The organism is Herbiconiux ginsengi, assembly GCF_900107435.1.
In the GTDB taxonomy this organism is placed as follows: domain Bacteria; phylum Actinomycetota; class Actinomycetes; order Actinomycetales; family Microbacteriaceae; genus Herbiconiux; species Herbiconiux ginsengi.
This window is the reverse complement of record NZ_FNPZ01000008.1, coordinates 65366-84710: the sequence shown is the minus strand read 5'-3', so window position 1 is coordinate 84710 and position 19345 is coordinate 65366. Positions and strand designations below refer to the sequence as shown.

Sequence of the window (19345 nt, the reverse complement as noted above, 5' to 3'; positions counted from 1 at the left end):
AAATAGATCGGAGACGAGGATGGCGACGAGCAGTTCACCGGCCGCCCGTCGCGGCCCGGGCGCGAAATCGGCCGAGCGCCGGCGTTCGATCGTCGACGCCGCACACGCCGTCTTCGCCGAGCGCGGCTACAACGCGGGCTCGTTCCAGGCCGTGGCCGACCGGGTCGGCATGAGCCAGACCGGGTTGCTGCACTACTTCCCGACCAAGAGCGATCTGCTGCTGGCCGTCCTGCAACGACGCGACGAGGTGTCGAATGCCGCGACCGACCCCTCGGCCGGATTCGCCGAGTCGGTGCTGCTCACCGCTCAGGCCAACGAGCGCATCCCGGGGGTGATCCAGCTCTACGCGGTGCTCTGCGGCGAGTCGACGACCGCAGATCATCCGGCTCGCGCCTACTTCACCACCCGCTTCGAGCGGCTGCGCGCCGGGACGGCGGACGAACTCCGCGCCCTGCAGCGCGAGGGGGTGCTGAGCCGTCACGTCGACGTGACGATCGCGGCGGCCTCGCTCGCCGCCCTCTGGGACGGCCTGCAGCTGCAGTGGCTGCTCGCCCCCGAGGAGGTCGACGTGGTGGCCTGCCTGCGCGACTACCTCGACGCCCTGTTCGCTCGCCCCTGAAGGCGCCTACGGTGGAGTCATGACCGACGAATCCCACCCTGCAGCCCCCGCCATCCGGGTCGCCCAGCTCCGCGTCGTCGTGGAGGCCGCAGATTTCGACGAAGCCGTCGCCCTCTACCGCGACGTGCTCGGATTGCCCGAACAGGCCGCGTTCGAAGGCGCCGGCGACGCGCGCGTCATCATCCTGGAGGCCGGCCGCGCCACCCTCGAGATCGCGAACCCGGCGCAGGTGGCGATGATCGATGAGGTGGAGGTGGGGCGGCCGGTGAGTCCGCGCATCCGTCTCGCCTTCGAGGTCTCCGATTCGGCCGCCGCCACGGCGGCGCTGGCCGACGCGGGCGCCGACGTGATCGCGCCGCCGACGCGCACCCCGTGGAACTCGCTCAACGCGCGCCTGCACACCACGGCCGACCTGCAGATCACCCTTTTCGAGGAGCTCGGCGGCCATGAGACAGGCCCTACGACGGCCTGACCGTCTCCGCTTCCAGTGCGGCGGCGACCGTGGCGAGGAGCTCCTCACCCGACGCGGCGAATTTGGCCACCCCCTCGTCTTCGAGCGTGGCGGTGACGTCGTCGTAGGAGACGCCGAGCGCCTCCAGCGCGTCGAGGTGCGCCCGTGCTGCGTCGGCCGCTCCGGAGACGGTGTCGCCCCGCAGCTCGGCGTGGTCGAAGACCGCATCGAGGGTCTTCTCGGGCATCGTGTTCACCACGCCCGCCGCCACCAGTTCGACCACGTAGAAGGTGTCGGGCAGGCCCGGGTCTTTCACTCCCGTCGACGCCCAGAGCGGGCGCTGCCGATTGGCCCCGCGGTCGGCGAGCGACCGGGCGCGGTCGCTCGCGAACGCCTCCTCGTACACCTGGTAGGCGAGGCGCGCGTTGGCGACGCCCGCTTTCGAGCGCAACGCCCGCGCCTCCTCGCTGCCGATCGCATCCAGCCGGCGGTCGACCTCGGTGTCGACGCGGGAGACGAAGAACGAGGCGACCGAACGGATGCCGGCGAGGTCGATGCCCGACGCGGCGGCCCGCTCCAGGCCGGTGAGGTACGCATCGATCACGCCGCGGTAGCGCTCGAGACTGAAGATCAGGGTGACGTTGACGCTGATGCCGGCGGCGATCGTCTCGGTGATCGCGTCGAGACCCTCGAGCGTCGCCGGGATCTTGACGAACGCGTTCGGCCGGTCGATGGTGGCGGCGAGGTGCTTGGCCTCGGCGACGGTCGCTGCGGTGTCATGGGCGGAGCCTGCGCCCACCTCGATCGAGACCCAGCCGTCGTAGCCGCCGGTGGCGTCGTGCACGGGCCGCAGGATGTCGCAGGCCGCGGCCACGTCGGCCGTGGTCAGGGCGAACACCGCCTCCTCGGGAGTAGCCGTGCCGTCGGCGAGCTCGGCGATCTGCTCGTCGTAGGCGCTGCCCTTCGACACCGCGGCGGCGAAGATCGTGGGGTTCGTGGTGATGCCGACCACGCCACGCTCGGCCATCAGTTTCTGCAGGCCGCCGGATCGGATGCGCTCCCGCGACAGGTCGTCGAGCCAGATGCTGACACCCTCGGCGGCGAGTGCGGCCGTGCGGGTGGTCTTCGTGTCGTTCATGGTTCCTGCTCCTTCGCGGCCCCACATCCGAGGGTACGCCGACCGGGCAGGCGCGAGACAGAGGCAATCCGGGCGCTCTCTCGATAGGGTTGCGGCATGTCTCTGGCCGGCCCGACGGGCGCTTCCCTTCCCGCTCCGCAGAGCGAGCAGCCGCTCGTGCGCTTCGGCGACTTCTACCTCACCGAGCACTGGGTGGTGACGCCGCAGGGCAGCGTTCCGCTGGCCCATTGCCAGATCTTCGTGACGAACAACACGCGCGTGGATCGCGTCATCCCCACCTGGGCGATCGTGGTGGCCATCGTCGGGTTGTTCGTGATCACCCTGTTCAGCCTGCTCTTCCTGCTCGCGAAGGAAGACCGGGTGAGCGGCTTCGCGCAGATCACGATCACGAACGGCTCGTTCACCCACCAGACCGGCGAACCGGCGCAGTTCAACCCCGCGGCCCAGTTCTCCGAGCTCGAGAGCCGCGCCACCTACGCCCGGGCCCTCATCGCCCGCGCCTAGCCCCGCCGTTCGGGAGGCCGATCGCCGTCCGGGAGGCCGATCAGTCCTCCCGAACGAGCGACACTCCGAGCGTGGCCTCCCGAGGGTGATGCCTCAGGTCAGCGGGTGCGGGCGTCCTCGATCGCTCGGGCGACGACCGCGACGGTCCAGGCGGCCGTCTCGCGCACGGCGCGCTCGGGCTCACGCTGGGCGCTCTGCGCGCTCTGGGGGTGTTCGCTCGGAAAATCGGGCACGACGGAACCTCCGGAAAGACGATGGGCCGATCGCGACGTCGGGTGAACGTCTCGCCGCTCGGGTTAACCGGCTGATCGGCCCAGCATTACGCTAACCCGCTCCGACGCCCCGACTGCGGGATTCCGGCCGGAATCACCCTCACGCTCACCCTCGACCCGGCCCGGCCGACTCCTCGGTCGTGCTCAGCCCGCGACGTACTGCGCCAGGTGCTGCCCGGTCAGCGTCGATCGATCGGCCACCAACTGAGCCGGCGTGCCCTCGAACACCACGCGCCCACCGTCGTGTCCGGCGCCCGGGCCGAGGTCGATGATCCAGTCGGCGTGCGCCATGACGGCCTGGTGGTGCTCGATCACGATCACCGTCTTGCCCGAGTCCACCAGCCGGTCGAGCAGGTGCAGCAATTGCTCCACATCGGCCAGGTGCAGACCCGACGTCGGTTCGTCGAGCACGTAGACGCCGCCCTTCTCGGCCATGTGGATGGCCAGCTTCAGCCGCTGCCGCTCCCCGCCCGAGAGCGTGGTGAGCGGCTGCCCGAGACTCAGATAGCCGAGCCCGACATCCACCATCCGCTGCAGGATGGCGTGCGCGGGGCCCGACCCGAAGAACTCCTCGGCCTCGGCCACGGGCATCGCGAGCACCTCCGCGATGTTCTTGCCGTCGAGCCGGTATTCCAGCACCTGCTGCTGGAACCGTCTGCCCCCGCACTCCTCGCACACGGTGGCCACGCCCGCCATCATCGCGAGATCGGTGTAGATCACCCCGGCGCCCTTGCAATTCGGGCACGCGCCCTCGGAATTCGCGCTGAACAGCGCAGCCTTCACCCCGTTGGCCTTCGCGAAGGCGGTGCGGATCGGGTCGAGCAGGCCCGTATAGGTGGCCGGGTTGCTGCGCCGCGACCCGCGGATGGCGGTCTGATCGACCGACACCACGTTCGCCCCGCGCGGGATCGAGCCGTGGATGAGCGAGCTCTTGCCCGACCCCGCCACCCCGGTGACCACGGTGAGCACCCCGAGAGGCACGTCGACGTCGACGCCCTGCAGGTTGTGCCGCCTGGCGTCGCGGATCTCCAGCGCCCCCGTCGGTGTGCGCACCGCATCCTTCAGCCGCGCCCGGTCGCCGAGATGCCGCCCCGTGAGTGTGTCGGATGCCCGCAATTCGTCGACCGACCCCGTGAACGTGATCTCTCCGCCGTGCACGCCGGCGCGCGGCCCGAGGTCGACCACATGGTCGGCGATGCCGATGGTCTCGGGCTTGTGCTCCACCACGAGCACCGTGTTGCCCTTGTCGCGCAACCGCAGCAGCAACCCGTTCATGCGTTGGATGTCGTGCGGATGCAGGCCCACGGTCGGCTCGTCGAAGACGTACGTGACATCCGTGAGGCTCGATCCGAGGTGCCGCACCATCTTCACGCGTTGCGCCTCGCCGCCGGAGAGGGAGCCCGAGGTGCGCTCGAGGCTGAGGTAGCCGAGGCCGATCTCCACGAAGGAGTCGAGCGTCTGCGAGAGCGTGGCGATCACGGGGGCCACCGACTCGTCGGAGATCCCCCGCACGAATTCGGCGAGATCGCTGATCTGCATCGCCGTGCAGTCGGCGATGTTGCGCCCGTCGATCTTCGACGACAGCGCGGCCTCGTTGAAGCGCGTGCCGTGGCACTCCGGGCAGGTGGTGAAGGTGACGGCCCGATCGATGAAGGCGCGGATGTGCGGCTGCACCGAGTCGCGATCCTTCGACAGGATCGACTTCTGCACCTTCGGCACGAGCCCCTCGTAGGTGAGGTTCATGTTCTGCACCTGCACCTTCACCGGTTCCTTGTAGAGGAAGTCGGCCCACTCCTGGTCGGTGTAGTCGGCGAGCACCTTGTCGCCGTCGAGGAAGTCGGAGTCGGCGTAGATGCGCACGTACCAGCCGTCGGCCTTGTACCCCGGGATCGTGATCGCGCCGTCGTTGAGCGACTTCGTGCGGTCGACCAGCTGGTCGATGTCGATGTCGTTGACCTCGCCGAGCCCCTCGCAGCGCGGGCACATGCCCTCGGCGGCATTGAAGCCGTAGTGGAACGACGGCCCGATGTGCGGCTCGCCGAGCCTGGAGAACAGGATGCGCAGCAGCGCGTTCGCATCCGTCGCCGTGCCCACCGTGGAACGCGAGTTCGCCCCCATCCGCTCCTGGTCGACGATGATGGCAGCGCTCAGGCCGCTCAGCCCGTCGACGTCAGGCCGGCCGAGACTCGGCATGAACGACTGCACGAACGCCGTGTAGGTCTCGTTGATGAGGCGCTGCGACTCGGCCGCGATGGTGCCGAACACGAGCGAGCTCTTGCCCGATCCGGAGACCCCGGTGAACACGGTGAGGCGCCGTTTCGGGATGTCGACGGAGACGTCTTTGAGGTTGTTCTCGCGGGCGCCGCGCACGGAGATGAGGTCGTGGGAGTCGGCGGGGTGGCTCATGCTCCGATGGTAGTGACACGGCCGAGACGGCGTGCCACTATCGTCAGCAATCGCTGATTGGAGAGAACATGGACCTGAAACTCGAAGTCGTCGTCATCCCGGTCTCCGACGTCGATCGCGCGAAGGCGTTCTACGAGAAGCTCGACTTCCGCCTCGACGCCGACTTCACGGTCAAGCCCGGCTATCGCGTCGTGCAGCTGACCCCTCCCGGCTCCTTGGCCTCGATCATCTTCGGCGAGGGCCTCAGCACGGCTGCGCCGGGCTCGGTGCAGGGCCTCCAGGTCGCAGTCACCGACATCCTCGAGGCCCACGACTGGCTCGCCGAGCGCGGCGTCGACGTGAGCGAGGTGTTCCACGACGAGACCGGCGTGTTCCACCAGGCCGGCACCACCGGGCGCGTCGCCGGCCCCGACCCCGCACGGGCGAGTTACGGCTCCTTCCTCTCCTTCGAAGACCCCGACGGCAACGGCTGGATCGCGCAGGAGCTCACGACACGTCTCCCGGGGCGCTGATCATGGTCGACAACGGCGCGATCCTGCTGCAGCTGCTGAAAGACGCGGCCGCCGCCCACGGCATCCACGAGAAGGAGGACCTGGGCGGGGTCTTCGACGAGCAATGGCCCGAGTGGTACGCCGCGCACATGACGCAGGCGCTGAAAGACCAGGGCTACACGATCGCGCCGCTCGGCGCGGCCGAGACCTGACGACCGGCACGAGCAGGCCAGCACGAGGAAGAAGGACGAGACATGGGATTCGTCGACCGCATCCTGGGCCGCAAGCGCGACCTGGAGGAGGAGCGCACCCCCGCCTCCGCCTCCCGCACTCCGGCGAAGCCCGCCGATGAGCGGGCGGTGGCGGAGTACGAGCGGCTGCTCCGCACGGCGCCGCCCGACACCATCCAGAAGGTGCACGTGGAGGCGTTCTCGAAGCTGACGCCCGAGCAGCTCGACATCCTCTACGACCGCTTCACGGCGAACGCGTCGACGGCCGAAGACCGACCGGCGGATGCGCGACCGGCCACCCTCGCGAAGACGGCCACCCAGGTCGAGCAGAAGAAGCCCGGAACCCTGCAGCGGGTGCTGGGCGACGACGCGACGGGAGACGGATTCAACACCTACCTCGGCCTCTCGATCCTCGACACGGTGATCTGGTACTCGATCGCCTCGACGCTGTGGACGGGGTTCGACGCCGGCTCGGGTGACAGCGGTGACGGCGGTGACGGCGGCGCTGGCGGCGACGACGGGAGCGACGGCGCTTCGGGCGACACGCAGGCCTCCGGCGGCTACGACGACTCGTCATCCGGCGGGTTCGACGACCCGAGCGGCGGCGGCTTCGACGGATTCGGCGGCGGCTTCGACTTCTGAACGACTGCGGGGCGTGCCACGACGACGGGACCCTCGCGCCCACCGACGGCACGGCCGCGCCTGATATCCTCGACGCATGCTCGAGGTCGACAGACTCTAGCCACCGAGCCGTCGGTGGCGCCCCGCACCACGGCGGAATCCCGCCGTGTGCCGCCGCGCCCCTTTTCTGACAGCCGACAGCGCCTTCCGCGCTCTCCGGCCGACGGTTCGCACAGCTCCTCTGTCCAGTAGCGATGCGGTCGTCCGCAGAATTGTCGAGCCCCCATGTCCTCCTCGAAGAACTCCTCCATCACACTCACCGATCTCACCTTCCGCTGGCCCGACGGGAGCACCGCACTCACCGGGCTCAGCGGCAGCTTCGGTGTCGGCCGCACCGGACTCGTCGGCACGAACGGCGCCGGCAAGTCCACCCTGTTGCGCGTGATCGCCGGCATCCTGACACCGAGTTCGGGCTCCGTCACGCTCGCAGGCGATGTCGGCTACCTCCCCCAGTCCCTGACGCTCGAGACCGGCACCACCGTCGCGGAGCTGCTCGGCATCGGGGCGACCCTGCGAGCGCTCCGCGCGATCGAGCAGGGCGACGCCTCGGTGGAGAACTTCGACGCCGTCGGCGACGACTGGGACATCGAGGCGCGGGCCGACGAAGCGCTCCGCGACGTGGGCTTCAGCGCGGCCGACCTCGATCGCCAGGTGGCGACGATCTCCGGCGGCGAGGCGATGCTCGTCGCGATCACGGGGTTGCGCATCCGGCGCACCGCCATCACCCTGCTCGACGAACCGACCAACAACCTCGATCGCGACGCCCGCGCCCGCCTCACCGGCCTCGTCGACTCATGGCCGGGCACCCTGGTCGTGGTGAGCCACGACACGGCCCTGCTCGAGCACATGGACGACACGGCCGAACTCCATGCCGGCCGATTGACGGTCTTCGGCGGCCCCTACAGCGTCTGGCGCGAGCAGCTCGCGCTGCAGCAGTCCGCGGCCGTACAGGCGGCGCGCTCGGCCGAACAGGCGGTGAAGGCCGAGAAGCGCCAGCGGATCGAGGCCGAGACCAAGCTCGCCCGCCGGGCCCGCACCGCCAAGAAGAGCTACGACAACCGCAGCGGCGACAAGATCGTGATGAAGCAGCGCATCTCCGACGCGCAGGTCTCGGCGGGCAAGCTCCGCTCGGGGCTCGACGACGACGTGCGCTCGGCCCAGGCGGTGCTGGATGCCGCGGAGTCACGGGTGCGCGAGGAGGAGCACATCCACCTCGAGCTGCCCGATCCCGACGTCTCGCGGTCACGGCGCATCGCCGAATTGCACGGCACGAACCGCGGCTACGTCATCCAGGGACCCGAACGCGTCGCCGTGATCGGGCCGAACGGGGTGGGCAAGACCACGCTGCTGCGCGGGCTGCTCGAGGGCACGCCGCCCGAGCCCGGTCGCGTGAGCGGGCAGCTGCACACCGACCGGGTGGGCCTCCTCACCCAGCGGCTGGACGGACTGGATGAGGACGCGAGCACCCTCGAGAACGTGCGGGCCGCCGCTCCCGACGTGCCGCCAGGCGAGATCCGCAACCAGCTGGCGCGCCTGCTCCTGCGCGGCGACACGGTGAACCGGCCAGTGCGGTCGCTGTCGGGCGGCGAGCGCTTCCGGGTGCATCTGGCGCGGCTGCTGCTCGCCGATCCGCCGGCCCAGTTGCTGGTGTTCGACGAGCCGACGAACAACCTCGACATCCCGAGCGTCGACCGGCTGGTGGAGGCGCTGCAGGCCTACCGCGGGGCTCTGCTCGTGGTGAGCCACGACGACGCCTTCCTCGCCCGGCTCGGTCTGCACCGACTCCTCGCACTCGACGAGAAGGGCGGACTGACCGACGTCCCCCTCGCCTGACCCCCGGCATCCGTCGTTCTCGACCCATCGCCGTGCAGCATGGAGCCGAAGGTGACGGGTCTGCGACGGGTCTACGGCTTCCGACGCGGGGCGGGCGGGCCCATCACCCGCACGGTGCCGGTGCGTCCGGCGATGGCGGTGAGCACCGCCGGTCGCGCCGCGATCCACGCCACCGCGAGCACCACGAGCGAGGCCGCGAAGATCCAGAACCCGGCCCAGCCGGCGTCGTCGCTCGCGGCGTACATCACGTTGAGGTTCTCGAGCGCGCCGGTGGCCAGCACCAGGGTCACGTGCGCCACCACGAAGGCGACGAAGTAGATCATCACCAAGAAGTGGACCGTGCGCGCGAATCGGGTGGGGAACACCCGGTCGAGCGGACGCAGCCGGGCGGCGAATCCGGGGGCGATCCGGATGCCGGTGATCAGAGCGAGCGGCGCGGCCAGGAAGACGGTGGCGAAGTAGCTGAGCAGCTGCAGGCTGTTGTAGTTCACCCAGGCGTGCTCGGTGGGCCAGTTCAGCGAGAGGTACTGCAGCCCGGCCGACACGGCGTTCGGAAACACGCCCCAGCTGGTCGGCACGATGCGCATCCACTGCCCGGTCGAGAACAGCAGTACCACGAACACGATGCCGTTCAGCACCCAGAGGGCGTCGACCGAGAGGTGGAACCAGAGCGGCAGCCCGATGCGCACCGGGGGGTTCTTCGTGCGGAAGCGCCCGTCGTTCTTGCGCGTCCAGAACGCCGACGGCCGCACGCCCTGCCGGATGACCCATCCGGTGCGCACGATGAACAGCAGGAAGAACATGTTGAGGAAGTGCTGCCACCCGAGCCACGCCGGGATGCCCACGGGCGCGCCGTCAGGCAGCGGCGTAGAGCCCGGGTAGTCGGCGAGGAAGTCCTGGCCGGCCGGTGAGTAGCGGATGGCGATGGCCGCCAGGACGGCGATCAGCAGGAGCACGACGAGTGCGGGTGCGATCCACACGAGGCGGAACCAGCGGGATCTGTTGCTCATCGTGAATCTAGAGTAGCGGCCCCGCCCTAGGGCAGGAGGTGGCCGGCGGCTCGGAAGAGGCGGTACCACTCCTCGCGGGTGAGACGCACGTCGGAGCCGGCCGCCGAGTCGGCCACACGGCGCGGGTTCGTGGTGCCGAGCACCACCTGCATCTGTGCGGGGTGTCGCGTGATCCAGGCCACCGCGATGCCCGTCGGCGTCACGCCGTAGGCTGCGGCGAGGTCGTCGAGCACGTCGTTCAGCTCGCCGTAGTGCTCTCGGTCGCCGAGGAAGACGCCGTCGAAGAAGCCCTTCTGGAAAGGCGACCACGCCTGCAGCGTGATGTCGTGCAGACGCGCGTAGTCGAGGATGCCGTTGTCGCGGTCGATCGACTGGTCGAGCCCGCCCATGTTCGCGGCCACGCCCGCCGCGATGAGGGGCGCGTGGGTGATGCTCAGCTGCACCTGGTTCACCACGAGCGGCTGACTCACGAAGCGCTTGAGCAACTCGATCTGCCCCGGCGTGTGGTTCGAGACGCCGAAGTGGGTGACCTTCCCGGCGGCCTGCAGCTCGTCGAAGGCCGCGGCGACCTCCTCCGGCTCCACCAGGGTGTCGGGCCGGTGCAGGAGCAGCAGGTCGAGGTGCTCGATCTTCAGCGCGGCCAGCGACTCCTCCACCGTGCGCAGGATGTGCTCCTTCGAGAAGTCGAAGAAGCCCGGCCGGATGCCCACCTTGCTCTGGATGACGACCTGCTCCCGCTCCGCCGGGCTGAACGTGACGGCCTCGCCGAAGCGGGTCTCACAGCCGTGCCGCACGTCGCCGTAGATGTCGGCGTGGTCGAACACGTTCACGCCCGAGTCGCGGGCGGCGCCGACGAGCGTGCGGATCTCCTCGTCGCTGAGCGGAGTGATCCGCATGAGGCCCAGGATGACGTCGGAGACCGTGAGGTCGGTGTGTGGCAGTGCGAAAGTCTTCATCCCTCCATCCTGGCCCCACCGGCGGCACGCGGCCCGCCGGCGGCGTGGGGGCCGCCGGCGGGCTCGATCACCCGAACGCGGGTTCGTGCCTAGGGACGAGCGCTCCGGGCGCGACATCCCGTGCGAAGAGTCCTTCTGGATCGACGGACCGTCGCACCTCGTCCACCCGGCCCGCGGTCACGTCGTCGAAGGTGCGCTGCGGCGCACTCGGCGAGCTCACGAAGGTGGGCGCCGTGAACCCCGTGTTCCAGGGCTCGAGGGTCTCGCGCACGTGGGCGAGTCGCCGTTCGACCGCCGCCTGCGGCGTGCGGCGGGAGTGCATCCCCGCCGCGAGCAGAGCGAAACTCGCGTCGAGTCGACTCAGGGCAGCAAGCCCCTCGGCTCCGGTGGCGAACGCGCCGCCGAGTTGGCGCAGCTCCACGCTCGCGAGAGTGCGGTCGCCGCCGGCCACCCCGGCCGCCTCGAGGTACGCCGACCGGCCTGCGGCGTCGAGTTCGCCGAGGAGGAGATGGTCGCCCGAGTGCCGGATCGGGACCGGAGGATCCATGTGGGTGAGCGGAACCTCGTCGATCCCGCCGAAGCGCCAGCTGTCGAGCAGCGGCGTCGCGACGGAGCGTAACGGATCGAGGAGCGCGACGGCGAGATGCTCGGCTCGACCTCGGTCGGCGGATCGCGGCGCGATGACGGCGCCGTCGACGTTCACCACCGTGCGGCCGGTGAGCGTCCTCGGAATGCCGGGCAGCGTCGGCAGATTCATGATCCGGAACGAGGTCGAGGCCTCGTGCGGCGCGCTGCGCGTCCAGCGCTCCCACGCTGCCAAGAGCGGGGCGGCGTGTTCGACACCCCAGAACGCGCTGCCGGTGACGGCGCCGATCGCGGGGAACGTGCGCAGAGTGACCGCCGTCACCACCGCCAGGCCGCCACCGCCGCCGTGCAGAGCCCAGAACAGCTCGGGTTCGTGCGCCGCGCCGGTGGTGAGGATTCGGCCGTCGGCGAGCACGACCTCGATCGACGCGATGCTGTTGGACGCGAGTCCGACCTGCCGGCCGTAGAAGCTCATCCCACCCTTCAGCAGATAGCCGACGGCGCCGACATCGGGTGAGGACCCGTGCGGTACCGACACTCCGCGACCGACGAGCGCGTCGACCACGGCACCCCACCGTGTGCCGGCCGGGATGCGCACCGTCGCGGCGTCGTCGGCGACGACGACCGGCTCGTCGATCTGCACGCTGAGAAGCAGCTCGCCGGATGCGCTCGTCGCTGCAGCCGCCCCGTGCCCGGTGCTGTGCATCCGAACGGTGAGCCCGTCGCGGCGCGCCAGCGCGAGCGCATCGCGCACCTGTCCCACCGAGCGCACGACGACGGCGCGGGCGGGTTCGAGAGGCGCCGCCAGATCGTAGCGGCGCGTCGCGGATGCGTAGGCGCGGGTTCCGGGCTGGCCGGGAACAGCGGCCGCGTGTTCCCGCGGCCGGGCGGGGAGGAAGGGGCGGAGCACGCTGAAGAGAATGGCCGCGCCGGTCGCGACGGCGAGTGCGGTGACGGCCGTGCGCGCATCGGTGAGCATCACGAGCACGCCCACCGCGACCACGGGTGCACCCAGCCCGACGTATCCGGCCAAGAAGATCCCCGCCACTGCCTCGCCGCGTGCGCGGGCCGCGACGGCGCTCATCGCCGTGGCGAGCGCGGCACGCACCACCAGGCCGCCTCCGACCCCGGCGATCGCTCCACCGACGACCAGGAGCACGGCATCCGGGATCCAGGCCGCGACGGTGATCACGGCGAGGCCGGCCAGGAGCGCCGCCGAGCCGCCGACGCGCTGCACACGGGCCGGAAGACCGGCGAGCGCGAGCTGTGCGACCGCGGAGGCCGCGAACACGATGAAGGCCACGAGACCTGCCAGGAACGCCGACGTGTCTCCGGTCAGGAACTGCACGAATCCGGGCGCGACGGAACTGAACAGTCCGAGGACTCCGAACGCCGCCGCGGTCGACAGTGCCGCCGAGCGATAGGCGGCGCGGGAACCCGCCGGGATGCGCGGCCGCTGGGGTGCGTACACCGCCGGCGTCCGCGGGAGGGCCACGGTCTCCGGGGTGCGCAGCGCGACGACGAGGGCCACCGCGAGGGCGGCCGCGAAGACGAGGTAGGGCGTGCGCAGCGGTGCAGGCACCGTGTCGGCCAGCACGCCGCTCACCAGAGGTCCGACGGCGAATCCGAGGAGGTTGGCGGCGGTGGCGACGACGACGCCGGCCATGGGCCGTGAGGCGAGCCGGGTGCGGCCGGTCAGCTCCCCGATCCACGCGGTCGCCGTCGCGCTCAGCAGGCCCACACCCGCGCCACCGACGATCCGGGCTGCGAGCACGACTCCGAACGAGTCGTCGGCGGCGAGGAGGAGCGCCGAGACGAGTTCGACCGCGAGCCCGATCACGAGGAGCCGACGACGGCCGACCCGGTCGGACAGGTGTCCGGCCAACCACAGGCTGAGCGCCACCCCTAGCCCGTATCCGGCGAAGGCGATCGTGACCATGAGAGTGTCCCAGCCGTTCACGGCCTGATAGAGCGGGTACAGCGGGGTGGGGGCGGTGGAGAACGCCATCGCGGTGGCGAAGGCGATGGCGATTCCGGCGACGTGCCGGCCGCGCGGAGCGGTGTTCATGAAGGCTTCCTTTCTTCGAAGTCGGTGACCCAATCGTGTTCCGCGCGGTCTATCGTGTCCAACGATTTATCGTGACAATAGCCATCTCGAAATGAGATACTTCCGGCATGGATCTCCGCCAGATGGAATGCTTCGTCGCGGTCTGGGAGGAGCGCGGTTTCACGCGCGCGGCCGAACGACTGCATGTGGTGCAATCGGCCGTCTCGGCGACGGTCAAGACGCTCGAGGCGGAAGTAGGGCATCCCCTCTTCTTCCGTTCGCCGCGCACCGTCACCCTCACCCCGGAAGGCTCCGCACTGCTCGAACCGGCTCGCGAGGTGCTGCGCAGCTTCGAGGCCTTCCGTGACTCCGTCGCCGCGCTGTCGGGGGAACTGCGCGGGTCGCTCGCGATCGGCATCCTGGCCGCCCCCGACATCCTCGACCTCGCGCACCTCGTGGGGACCTTCACGGCAGAGTTCCCGGCCGTGTCGCTCACCGTGCGCGCCCACCCGGAGGGGTCCGCAGCGCTCCTGAACGACCTGGTCGCCGAACGCCTGGATGTGTCGATGGTGGTGCTGCCCATCGATGTCCCGCCGGAGATCGAGGTGACGGAATTCGCATCCGGACCGCTTCGGCTCGCGGTCGCCCCGGGGCACCCCCTCACCGCCCTGGGGACCGTGCGCCCGGCCGACGTCGTTCCCTACCCCTTCGTGGACTTCCCGCAGGGATTCAGCACGCGCGCCGCGGTCGATGCGGCGTTCGCCCGGGTGGGCGTATCCCGCGACAGCCGGATCGAGGGGCCGTCGGTCGATCACGTCACGGCCTACATCGCCGCCGGGGCCGGGATCGGCTTCGTTCCCGTGCTCCCCGGTGGCCCGCCCCACGGCGTGACCATCATCGAGGTCACCGGTCTCGAACCCCGATGGACCGGAGCACTGGCGACGAAGCGAGGTCGGCACCACGGTGCCGCCTTCCGGGAGCTGCACAAGCGCATCCTCGCCCGCGCGGCCGAGGTCTCCGGCACGACGTCGCTCGGCTGAGCTGCGCGATGGTAGCTATGCGGCGTCGGGCCGCCCGAATATTACGCTGCGTAACGCCCTGATGTGACGACGGCGAAGCCTCCCCATACGGTGGCAGCCAGACAACTGTTGACGAGGGGGGATCGTGGCACTGACGCAGCCGCCCCTGCTCTCGCGCTCGAGCCATGTCACGAACCGCGCGTTCTCGGTGGAGTTCGCCGGTCTCGGCCGCAGTTTTCCCGCGCCGAAGAAGAAGACGTCCACGGGCGTGCTCGGTGACGTGACGCTGCGCATCGAGCCGGGAGAGATCGTCGCGATCCTCGGTCCGAGCGGTTGCGGCAAGTCGACACTGTTGCGGATCGCCGGTGGCCTCGACTCCCCCACGGCCGGAGCGGTCACGATCGACGGAACTCCCGTGACGCCCTTCGACGCGCGCTGCGCCATCGGCTTCCAGGAACCGCGGCTCCTCCCCTGGCGCACGCTCTCGGACAACGTGGCCCTCGGTCTGCCGCGGGGCGGCTCCCGCACCGACGGCCGCGAGATCGTCGCCGAGCTGGTATCGCTCGTCGGACTGTCGAATTTCGCCGGCCACACGCCGCGACAGATCTCCGGCGGCATGGCCCAGCGCACCTCGCTGGCCCGCGCGCTGGCGCGGAACCCCGGGGTGCTTCTGCTCGACGAGCCCTTCGGAGCTCTGGATGCGCTCACCCGGCTCAGGATGCAAGACCTGCTCCTCGAGGTGCACAGGGCCGCTCCCACGACCGTGCTGCTCGTGACCCACGACGTCGACGAGGCCCTGCAACTCGCCGATCGCGTCATCCTGCTCGGCAAAGGGCAGGATGACGCCGCGAACGGCATCCAGCAGGTCGTCACCGTTCCCGGCATCCGGCCTCGCGATCGCGGCTCGGCCGAGCTCGCCGAACTGCGGGCACAGTTGCTCGGCGGCCTCGGCATCGAGCGCCACGCCGCCGGCCAGGAACACCTCTGACCCACGAACAATCCAGCACACAGCACACGACGAAGGACGACCATGACCCGCACCAGACTCCTCCCGATCGCGCTCGCCGCGACCGCCGCCGCGAGCCTCCTGCTCTCCGGCTGCGTCGCCGGCGAGAACAGCGGTCAGGCCGCCGCCGCTCCCGCAGCCTCCGACGGCGCTGAGGTCGTCACCGAGGGCGGCACCCTCAACATCGACTTCGCCACCTACAACCCGCTCAGCCTGGTCATCAAAGACCAGGGCTGGCTCGAGGAGGCGCTCGCGCCGCAGGGCATCACCGTCAACTGGGTGCAGTCGGCCGGCTCCAACAAGGCGAACGAAGCCCTCCGCGCCGGCGCCATCGACGTGGGATCGACCGCCGGGTCGGCCGCGCTCCTGGCCCGCTCGAACGGCTCGCCCATCCAGGTCATCGACATCTTCTCGCAGCCCGAGTGGTCGGCACTCGTCGTGCCGGCGGGATCGCCGATCACCTCGGTCGCCGACCTCAAGGGCAAGCAGATCGCGGCCACGAAGGGCACCGACCCGTACTTCTTCCTCATCCAGGCGCTCGACGCGAACGGCCTCACCGCGAACGACGTCACCGTGCAGAACCTGCAGCACGCCGACGGCTGGGCAGCACTGCAGAACGGCTCGGTCGATGCGTGGGCGGGCCTGGACCCGATCATGGCCGGCGCCGAGCAGTCGGGCGCGGAACTGCTCTACCGCAACGTCGACTTCAACAGCTACGGCTTCCTCAACGCCACCGAATCGTTCCTCGAGACCAAGCCGGATGTCGCCCAGACCGTCGTGAACGCCTACGAGCACGCGCGCGCCTGGGCCGAGGAGAACCCCGACGAGACCGCGGCCATCCTCGCCGAGGTGGCCGGCCTCGACCCCGCCGTGGCCACCAAGGTCATCACCGAGCGCACCAACCTCGACGTCGACAACGTTCCCGGTGACGCCCAGGTCTCCGTGCTGAAGACGATCGGGCCGCTCTTCGTCGAGACCGGCGACGTGGCGAACCAGGGCCTGATCGACGACGCCCTGGACACGATCGTGAACGACCGGTTCGCGAAGGCCGCCGACCCCGCGGCGATCGGCTGATCGGAGAACGGATGTCGGTCGACGCCACCGCTTACGCCGCCACGGGCAACGCACCCGCCGTCGCCGTGACGCTCAGCCGCGCGCCGCGGCCGGGCTCGCGGCGATGGGCGGTGGTGATCGGCGGCGCCCTGCTGCCGGCACTGATCCTCGCGGTCTGGCAGTTCGTCACCGCCACGGGTGCCGTCGCCACCTCGCAACTCCCCTCCCCCCAGATGGTGTGGGAGGCGGCCGTCGACCTCGCCCAGCGCGGGCTGCTCTGGCAGTACGTCGCCATCTCCACCCAGCGCGTCGTCATCGGCTTCCTGATCGGCGCGGCCTTGGGCCTCGCGCTCGGCGCCGTGGTGGGGCTGTCCCGGTTCGCCGACATCCTGCTGGCACCCACGCTCGGCGCCATCCGGGCGGTGCCGTCGCTGGCCTGGGTGCCGCTGCTCATCCTCTGGTTCAAGATCGGTGAGGAGTCGAAGATCATCCTGATCACGATCGGCGCCTTCTTCCCCGTGTACACGACGGTGGCCGCGGCGCTCCGGCACGTCGACCGGCAGCTCGTCGAGGCGGGGCGCGCGTTCGGTTACCGGGGCGCGCGCCTGTTCTTCACGGTGCAGCTGCCGGCGGTGATCCCCTCGGTCGCGTCCGGTCTGCGACTCGCGCTCGCCCAGGCCTGGCTGTTCCTCGTGGCCGCGGAGTTGATCGCCGCTTCGATGGGCCTGGGCTTCCTGCTCTCGGATTCGGGCAACAACGGCCGTATCGACCGCATCTTCCTCGCGATCATCCTCCTCGCCGTGCTCGGCAAGGTCACCGACTCGATCCTGGCGCTCTTCGAGCGCTGGGCCGTCAAGAAGTGGGCCTGACGTAGCCTGGTCCAATGACCGATGCGAGGCTGGGACGGGTGGCCGTGCTCGTGCTCGCCGGCGCCAAACCGCTCGACGTGGGCATCCCGGCGCAGGTGTTCAGCACCCGCGCGAGCATGCCCTACGAGGTGCGCGTGTGCGGGGCGGCACCCGGACTCGTCACGGGCGGCGATGGCCTCTCGTACCACGTGGCCGACGGGCTCGACGCCCTCGAGTGGGCCGACATCGTGTTCGTGCCGGGCTACCGGCATCCGGATCGCGACGACCCGGTGCCCGAGGTCGTCGACGCCCTCATCGCCGCCCACGACCGCGGTGCCCGGCTCGCGGCCATCTCCACGGGCGCCTTCGCCCTCGCGGCCACAGGCCTCCTCGACGGCAAGCGCGCCACCACCCACTGGCACTACACGCAGGCCCTCGCCGCGAAATATCCGCAGGTCACGGTCGACGAGAACGTGCTCTTCGTCGACGAGGGCAGCGCGCTCACCTCCGCCGGTGCCGCCTCCGGAATCGATCTGTGCCTGCACATCCTGCGCCGCGATCTCGGTGTGGCGGCGTCGAACCACACCGCGCGCCGGCTCGTGGCGGCGCCGTACCGCAGCGGCGGGCAGGCGCAGTACGTTCCGCGCAGCGTTCCCGAACCGCTCGGGGAGCGCTTCGCCGCCGTGCGCGAATGGGCGCTGGTGCATCTGGCCGAACCTCTCACCCTCGAGGTCCTGGCCCATCAGGCCGCGGTCTCGCCCCGCACCTTCTCGCGCCGGTTCGTCGAGGACACCGGCTACACGCCCATGCAATGGGTGATGCGCGCCCGCATCGACGTGGCGCGCGAGCTGCTGGAACGCTCCGAACACAGCGTCGAGCAGATCGCGGCGGATGTGGGCCTCGGCACGAGCGCGAACCTGCGCCTGCACTTCCAGCGCATCCTGGGCACCACCCCGAGCGACTACCGCCGCACCTTCGCGAACGGCGAGTGATTCCACCGCGACCCGTCACTTGGTGCCGCAATGGCCTCCCTATTCCGGCACCAAGTGACGGGTCGGCACCGAGGTGCGGGCGAGCAGCGATCCTGGCGTGATCCTTGCGAACCATGGCGCTCCGGCCACTGTCGCGAACGGATGCCGCGAGCGAATCTAGGGGGCGGAAAGGAAACACCAACCCATGACTCGCATTGCCATCAACGGATTCGGCCGCATCGGGCGCAACGCCCTCCGCGCGCTGCTCGAACGCGACAGCGACCTCGAGGTCGTCGCCGTGAACGACCTCGCCGATCCCACCACCCTCGCCCGTCTGCTCGCCTTCGACTCCACCGCCGGCCGCCTCGGCCGCCCGGTCTCGGTCGACGGCGACACCCTCGTGGTCGACGGCCGGCGCATCCGCGTGCTCGCCGAACGGGAACCCGCGCAACTCCCCTGGGCCGAGCTCGGCGTCGACATCGTGCTCGAGGCCACCGGCCGGTTCACCTCGGCCGACGCCGCCCGCGCGCACCTCGACGCGGGCGCGAAGAAGGTGCTCGTGAGCGCCCCCTCCGACGGCGCCGACGTCACGCTGGCCTTCGGTGTGAACACGGATGCCTACGACCCCGCCGTGCACACCATCGTGTCGAACGCGTCCTGCACCACCAACGCGCTCGCTCCGCTGGCCGCGGTGCTCGACGACCTGGCCGGCATCGAGCACGGCTTCATGACCACGGTGCACGCCTACACGCAGGAGCAGAACCTGCAGGACGGCCCGCACCGCGATCCGCGTCGCGCCCGCGCCGCCGGCGTCAACATCGTGCCCACCACCACGGGCGCCGCGAAGGCCATCGGTCTCGTGCTGCCGAAGCTCGAGGGCAAGCTCTCGGGCGACTCGATCCGCGTGCCGGTGCCGGTGGGCTCCATCGTGGAGCTCAACACGGTCGTGGCGCGCGACGTCACCCGTGAGCAGGTGCTCGAGGCCTACCGCGCGGCGGCGGACGGGGCGCTCGCGGGCATCCTCGAGTTCTCCGACGACGCCCTCGTCTCCAGCGACATCACCGGCAACCCGGCGTCGTCGATCTTCGACTCGGCGCTCACCCGCGTCGACGGCCGCCATGTGAAGGTGGTCGCCTGGTACGACAACGAGTGGGGCTTCTCGAACCGCGTCATCGACACGCTCGAGCTGCTCACCGCCTGACCGACTCGAGTGGGCACGGTTCGT

General features: G+C 70.3%; 19 protein-coding genes. 13 read left to right on the top strand and 6 right to left on the bottom strand.

Annotated features, from left to right (window positions below; translation table 11 throughout):
- Positions 1-19: 19 nt before the first annotated feature.
- A complete protein-coding gene (locus BLW00_RS21610; protein ID WP_139256838.1) occupies positions 20-619 on the top strand; it encodes a TetR/AcrR family transcriptional regulator in 600 nt (199 codons plus the stop codon).
- 19 nt (positions 620-638) lie between these two features.
- Positions 639-1091 (top strand): VOC family protein, encoded by a 453-nt coding sequence (locus tag BLW00_RS21605; RefSeq protein WP_092558180.1) that lies wholly within the window; start codon positions 639-641, stop codon positions 1089-1091.
- Here the strand turns inward: BLW00_RS21605 and tal are convergent.
- Complete coding sequence (gene tal, locus BLW00_RS21600) at positions 1078-2208, bottom strand: transaldolase (protein ID WP_092558178.1); 1131 nt, start codon at positions 2206-2208, stop codon at positions 1078-1080. The genes BLW00_RS21605 and tal overlap by 14 nt on opposite strands.
- A gap of 96 nt (positions 2209-2304) precedes the next feature.
- Here tal and BLW00_RS21595 point away from each other — a divergent pair, with 96 nt between their 5' ends.
- On the top strand, positions 2305-2712 hold the full coding sequence (locus tag BLW00_RS21595) for a hypothetical protein (RefSeq protein ID WP_092558176.1): 408 nt from the start codon (positions 2305-2307) through the stop codon (positions 2710-2712).
- Between the two features lie 98 nt (positions 2713-2810).
- Here the strand turns inward: BLW00_RS21595 and BLW00_RS24290 are convergent, their stop codons facing one another.
- Entirely contained in the window at positions 2811-2945 is a 135-nt protein-coding gene (locus BLW00_RS24290) for a hypothetical protein (protein ID WP_281242444.1), read from the bottom strand.
- Positions 2946-3128: 183 nt separating this feature from the next.
- Positions 3129-5390, bottom strand: coding sequence for an ATP-binding cassette domain-containing protein (locus BLW00_RS21590; protein WP_092558174.1), 2262 nt, complete (start codon positions 5388-5390; stop codon positions 3129-3131).
- Between the two features lie 68 nt (positions 5391-5458).
- Here BLW00_RS21590 and BLW00_RS21585 point away from each other — a divergent pair, with 68 nt between their 5' ends.
- The 4 genes from BLW00_RS21585 (at position 5459) to BLW00_RS21570 (ending at position 8625) form a co-directional block, all read left to right on the top strand.
- Positions 5459-5902 carry a VOC family protein gene (locus tag BLW00_RS21585; protein ID WP_092558172.1) on the top strand — a complete coding sequence of 148 codons (444 nt, stop codon included), beginning with the start codon at positions 5459-5461 and terminating at the stop codon, positions 5900-5902.
- Positions 5903-5904: 2 nt separating this feature from the next.
- Entirely contained in the window at positions 5905-6093 is a 189-nt protein-coding gene (locus BLW00_RS21580) for a hypothetical protein (protein ID WP_092558170.1), read from the top strand.
- A 42-nt stretch (positions 6094-6135) separates the two neighbouring features.
- Positions 6136-6753: a hypothetical protein gene (locus BLW00_RS21575; RefSeq protein ID WP_092558168.1), complete on the top strand. Its 618-nt coding sequence runs from the start codon at positions 6136-6138 to the stop codon at positions 6751-6753.
- 264 nt (positions 6754-7017) lie between these two features.
- A complete protein-coding gene (locus BLW00_RS21570) occupies positions 7018-8625 on the top strand; it encodes an ABC-F family ATP-binding cassette domain-containing protein (protein WP_092558166.1) in 1608 nt (535 codons plus the stop codon).
- A gap of 71 nt (positions 8626-8696) precedes the next feature.
- Here BLW00_RS21570 and BLW00_RS21565 read toward each other — a convergent pair whose 3' ends face one another.
- From BLW00_RS21565 to BLW00_RS21555, 3 genes are all read right to left on the bottom strand, one after another.
- Positions 8697-9635 (bottom strand): cytochrome b/b6 domain-containing protein, encoded by a 939-nt coding sequence (locus tag BLW00_RS21565; protein ID WP_092558164.1) that lies wholly within the window; start codon positions 9633-9635, stop codon positions 8697-8699.
- Positions 9636-9661: 26 nt separating this feature from the next.
- On the bottom strand, positions 9662-10591 hold the full coding sequence (locus BLW00_RS21560) for an aldo/keto reductase (protein WP_092558162.1): 930 nt from the start codon (positions 10589-10591) through the stop codon (positions 9662-9664).
- A gap of 67 nt (positions 10592-10658) precedes the next feature.
- A complete protein-coding gene (locus BLW00_RS21555) occupies positions 10659-13244 on the bottom strand; it encodes an MFS transporter (RefSeq protein ID WP_092558160.1) in 2586 nt (861 codons plus the stop codon).
- A 107-nt stretch (positions 13245-13351) separates the two neighbouring features.
- On the opposite strand from BLW00_RS21555, the gene BLW00_RS21550 reads away from it, so the two are divergent.
- From BLW00_RS21550 to gap, 6 genes are all read left to right on the top strand, one after another.
- On the top strand, positions 13352-14263 hold the full coding sequence (locus BLW00_RS21550) for a LysR family transcriptional regulator (protein ID WP_092558158.1): 912 nt from the start codon (positions 13352-13354) through the stop codon (positions 14261-14263).
- Positions 14264-14387: 124 nt separating this feature from the next.
- A complete protein-coding gene (locus BLW00_RS21545) occupies positions 14388-15230 on the top strand; it encodes an ABC transporter ATP-binding protein (protein WP_092558155.1) in 843 nt (280 codons plus the stop codon).
- Positions 15231-15272: 42 nt separating this feature from the next.
- Positions 15273-16322, top strand: a complete 1050-nt coding sequence (locus BLW00_RS21540) for an aliphatic sulfonate ABC transporter substrate-binding protein (protein WP_092558153.1) — start codon at positions 15273-15275, stop codon at positions 16320-16322.
- Positions 16323-16333: 11 nt separating this feature from the next.
- The gene (locus BLW00_RS21535) at positions 16334-17170 is read left to right on the top strand and encodes an ABC transporter permease (RefSeq protein ID WP_092558151.1); all 837 of its coding nucleotides are present in this window, start codon (positions 16334-16336) and stop codon (positions 17168-17170) included.
- A gap of 14 nt (positions 17171-17184) precedes the next feature.
- Positions 17185-18141: a GlxA family transcriptional regulator gene (locus BLW00_RS21530; protein WP_092558149.1), complete on the top strand. Its 957-nt coding sequence runs from the start codon at positions 17185-17187 to the stop codon at positions 18139-18141.
- Between the two features lie 184 nt (positions 18142-18325).
- A complete protein-coding gene (gene gap, locus BLW00_RS21525) occupies positions 18326-19321 on the top strand; it encodes a type I glyceraldehyde-3-phosphate dehydrogenase (protein WP_092558147.1) in 996 nt (331 codons plus the stop codon).
- The last annotated feature ends 24 nt before the right edge of the window (positions 19322-19345 follow it).

Bases quoted from the DNA above. Each gene is read 5' to 3' on its own strand.
- BLW00_RS21610 (WP_139256838.1), top strand. From the start codon at position 20: ATGGCGACGAGCAGTTCACCGGCCGCCCGTCGCGGCCCGGGCGCGAAA.
- BLW00_RS21605 (WP_092558180.1), top strand. From the start codon at position 639: ATGACCGACGAATCCCACCCTGCAGCCCCCGCCATCCGGGTCGCCCAG.
- tal (WP_092558178.1), bottom strand. From the start codon at position 2,208: ATGAACGACACGAAGACCACCCGCACGGCCGCACTCGCCGCCGAGGGT.
- BLW00_RS21595 (WP_092558176.1), top strand. From the start codon at position 2,305: ATGTCTCTGGCCGGCCCGACGGGCGCTTCCCTTCCCGCTCCGCAGAGC.
- BLW00_RS21590 (WP_092558174.1), bottom strand. From the start codon at position 5,390: ATGAGCCACCCCGCCGACTCCCACGACCTCATCTCCGTGCGCGGCGCC.
- BLW00_RS21585 (WP_092558172.1), top strand. From the start codon at position 5,459: ATGGACCTGAAACTCGAAGTCGTCGTCATCCCGGTCTCCGACGTCGAT.
- BLW00_RS21580 (WP_092558170.1), top strand. From the start codon at position 5,905: ATGGTCGACAACGGCGCGATCCTGCTGCAGCTGCTGAAAGACGCGGCC.
- BLW00_RS21575 (WP_092558168.1), top strand. From the start codon at position 6,136: ATGGGATTCGTCGACCGCATCCTGGGCCGCAAGCGCGACCTGGAGGAG.
- BLW00_RS21570 (WP_092558166.1), top strand. From the start codon at position 7,018: ATGTCCTCCTCGAAGAACTCCTCCATCACACTCACCGATCTCACCTTC.
- BLW00_RS21565 (WP_092558164.1), bottom strand. From the start codon at position 9,635: ATGAGCAACAGATCCCGCTGGTTCCGCCTCGTGTGGATCGCACCCGCA.
- BLW00_RS21560 (WP_092558162.1), bottom strand. From the start codon at position 10,591: ATGAAGACTTTCGCACTGCCACACACCGACCTCACGGTCTCCGACGTC.
- BLW00_RS21555 (WP_092558160.1), bottom strand. From the start codon at position 13,244: ATGAACACCGCTCCGCGCGGCCGGCACGTCGCCGGAATCGCCATCGCC.
- BLW00_RS21550 (WP_092558158.1), top strand. From the start codon at position 13,352: ATGGATCTCCGCCAGATGGAATGCTTCGTCGCGGTCTGGGAGGAGCGC.
- BLW00_RS21540 (WP_092558153.1), top strand. From the start codon at position 15,273: ATGACCCGCACCAGACTCCTCCCGATCGCGCTCGCCGCGACCGCCGCC.
- BLW00_RS21535 (WP_092558151.1), top strand. From the start codon at position 16,334: ATGTCGGTCGACGCCACCGCTTACGCCGCCACGGGCAACGCACCCGCC.
- BLW00_RS21530 (WP_092558149.1), top strand. From the start codon at position 17,185: ATGACCGATGCGAGGCTGGGACGGGTGGCCGTGCTCGTGCTCGCCGGC.
- gap (WP_092558147.1), top strand. From the start codon at position 18,326: ATGACTCGCATTGCCATCAACGGATTCGGCCGCATCGGGCGCAACGCC.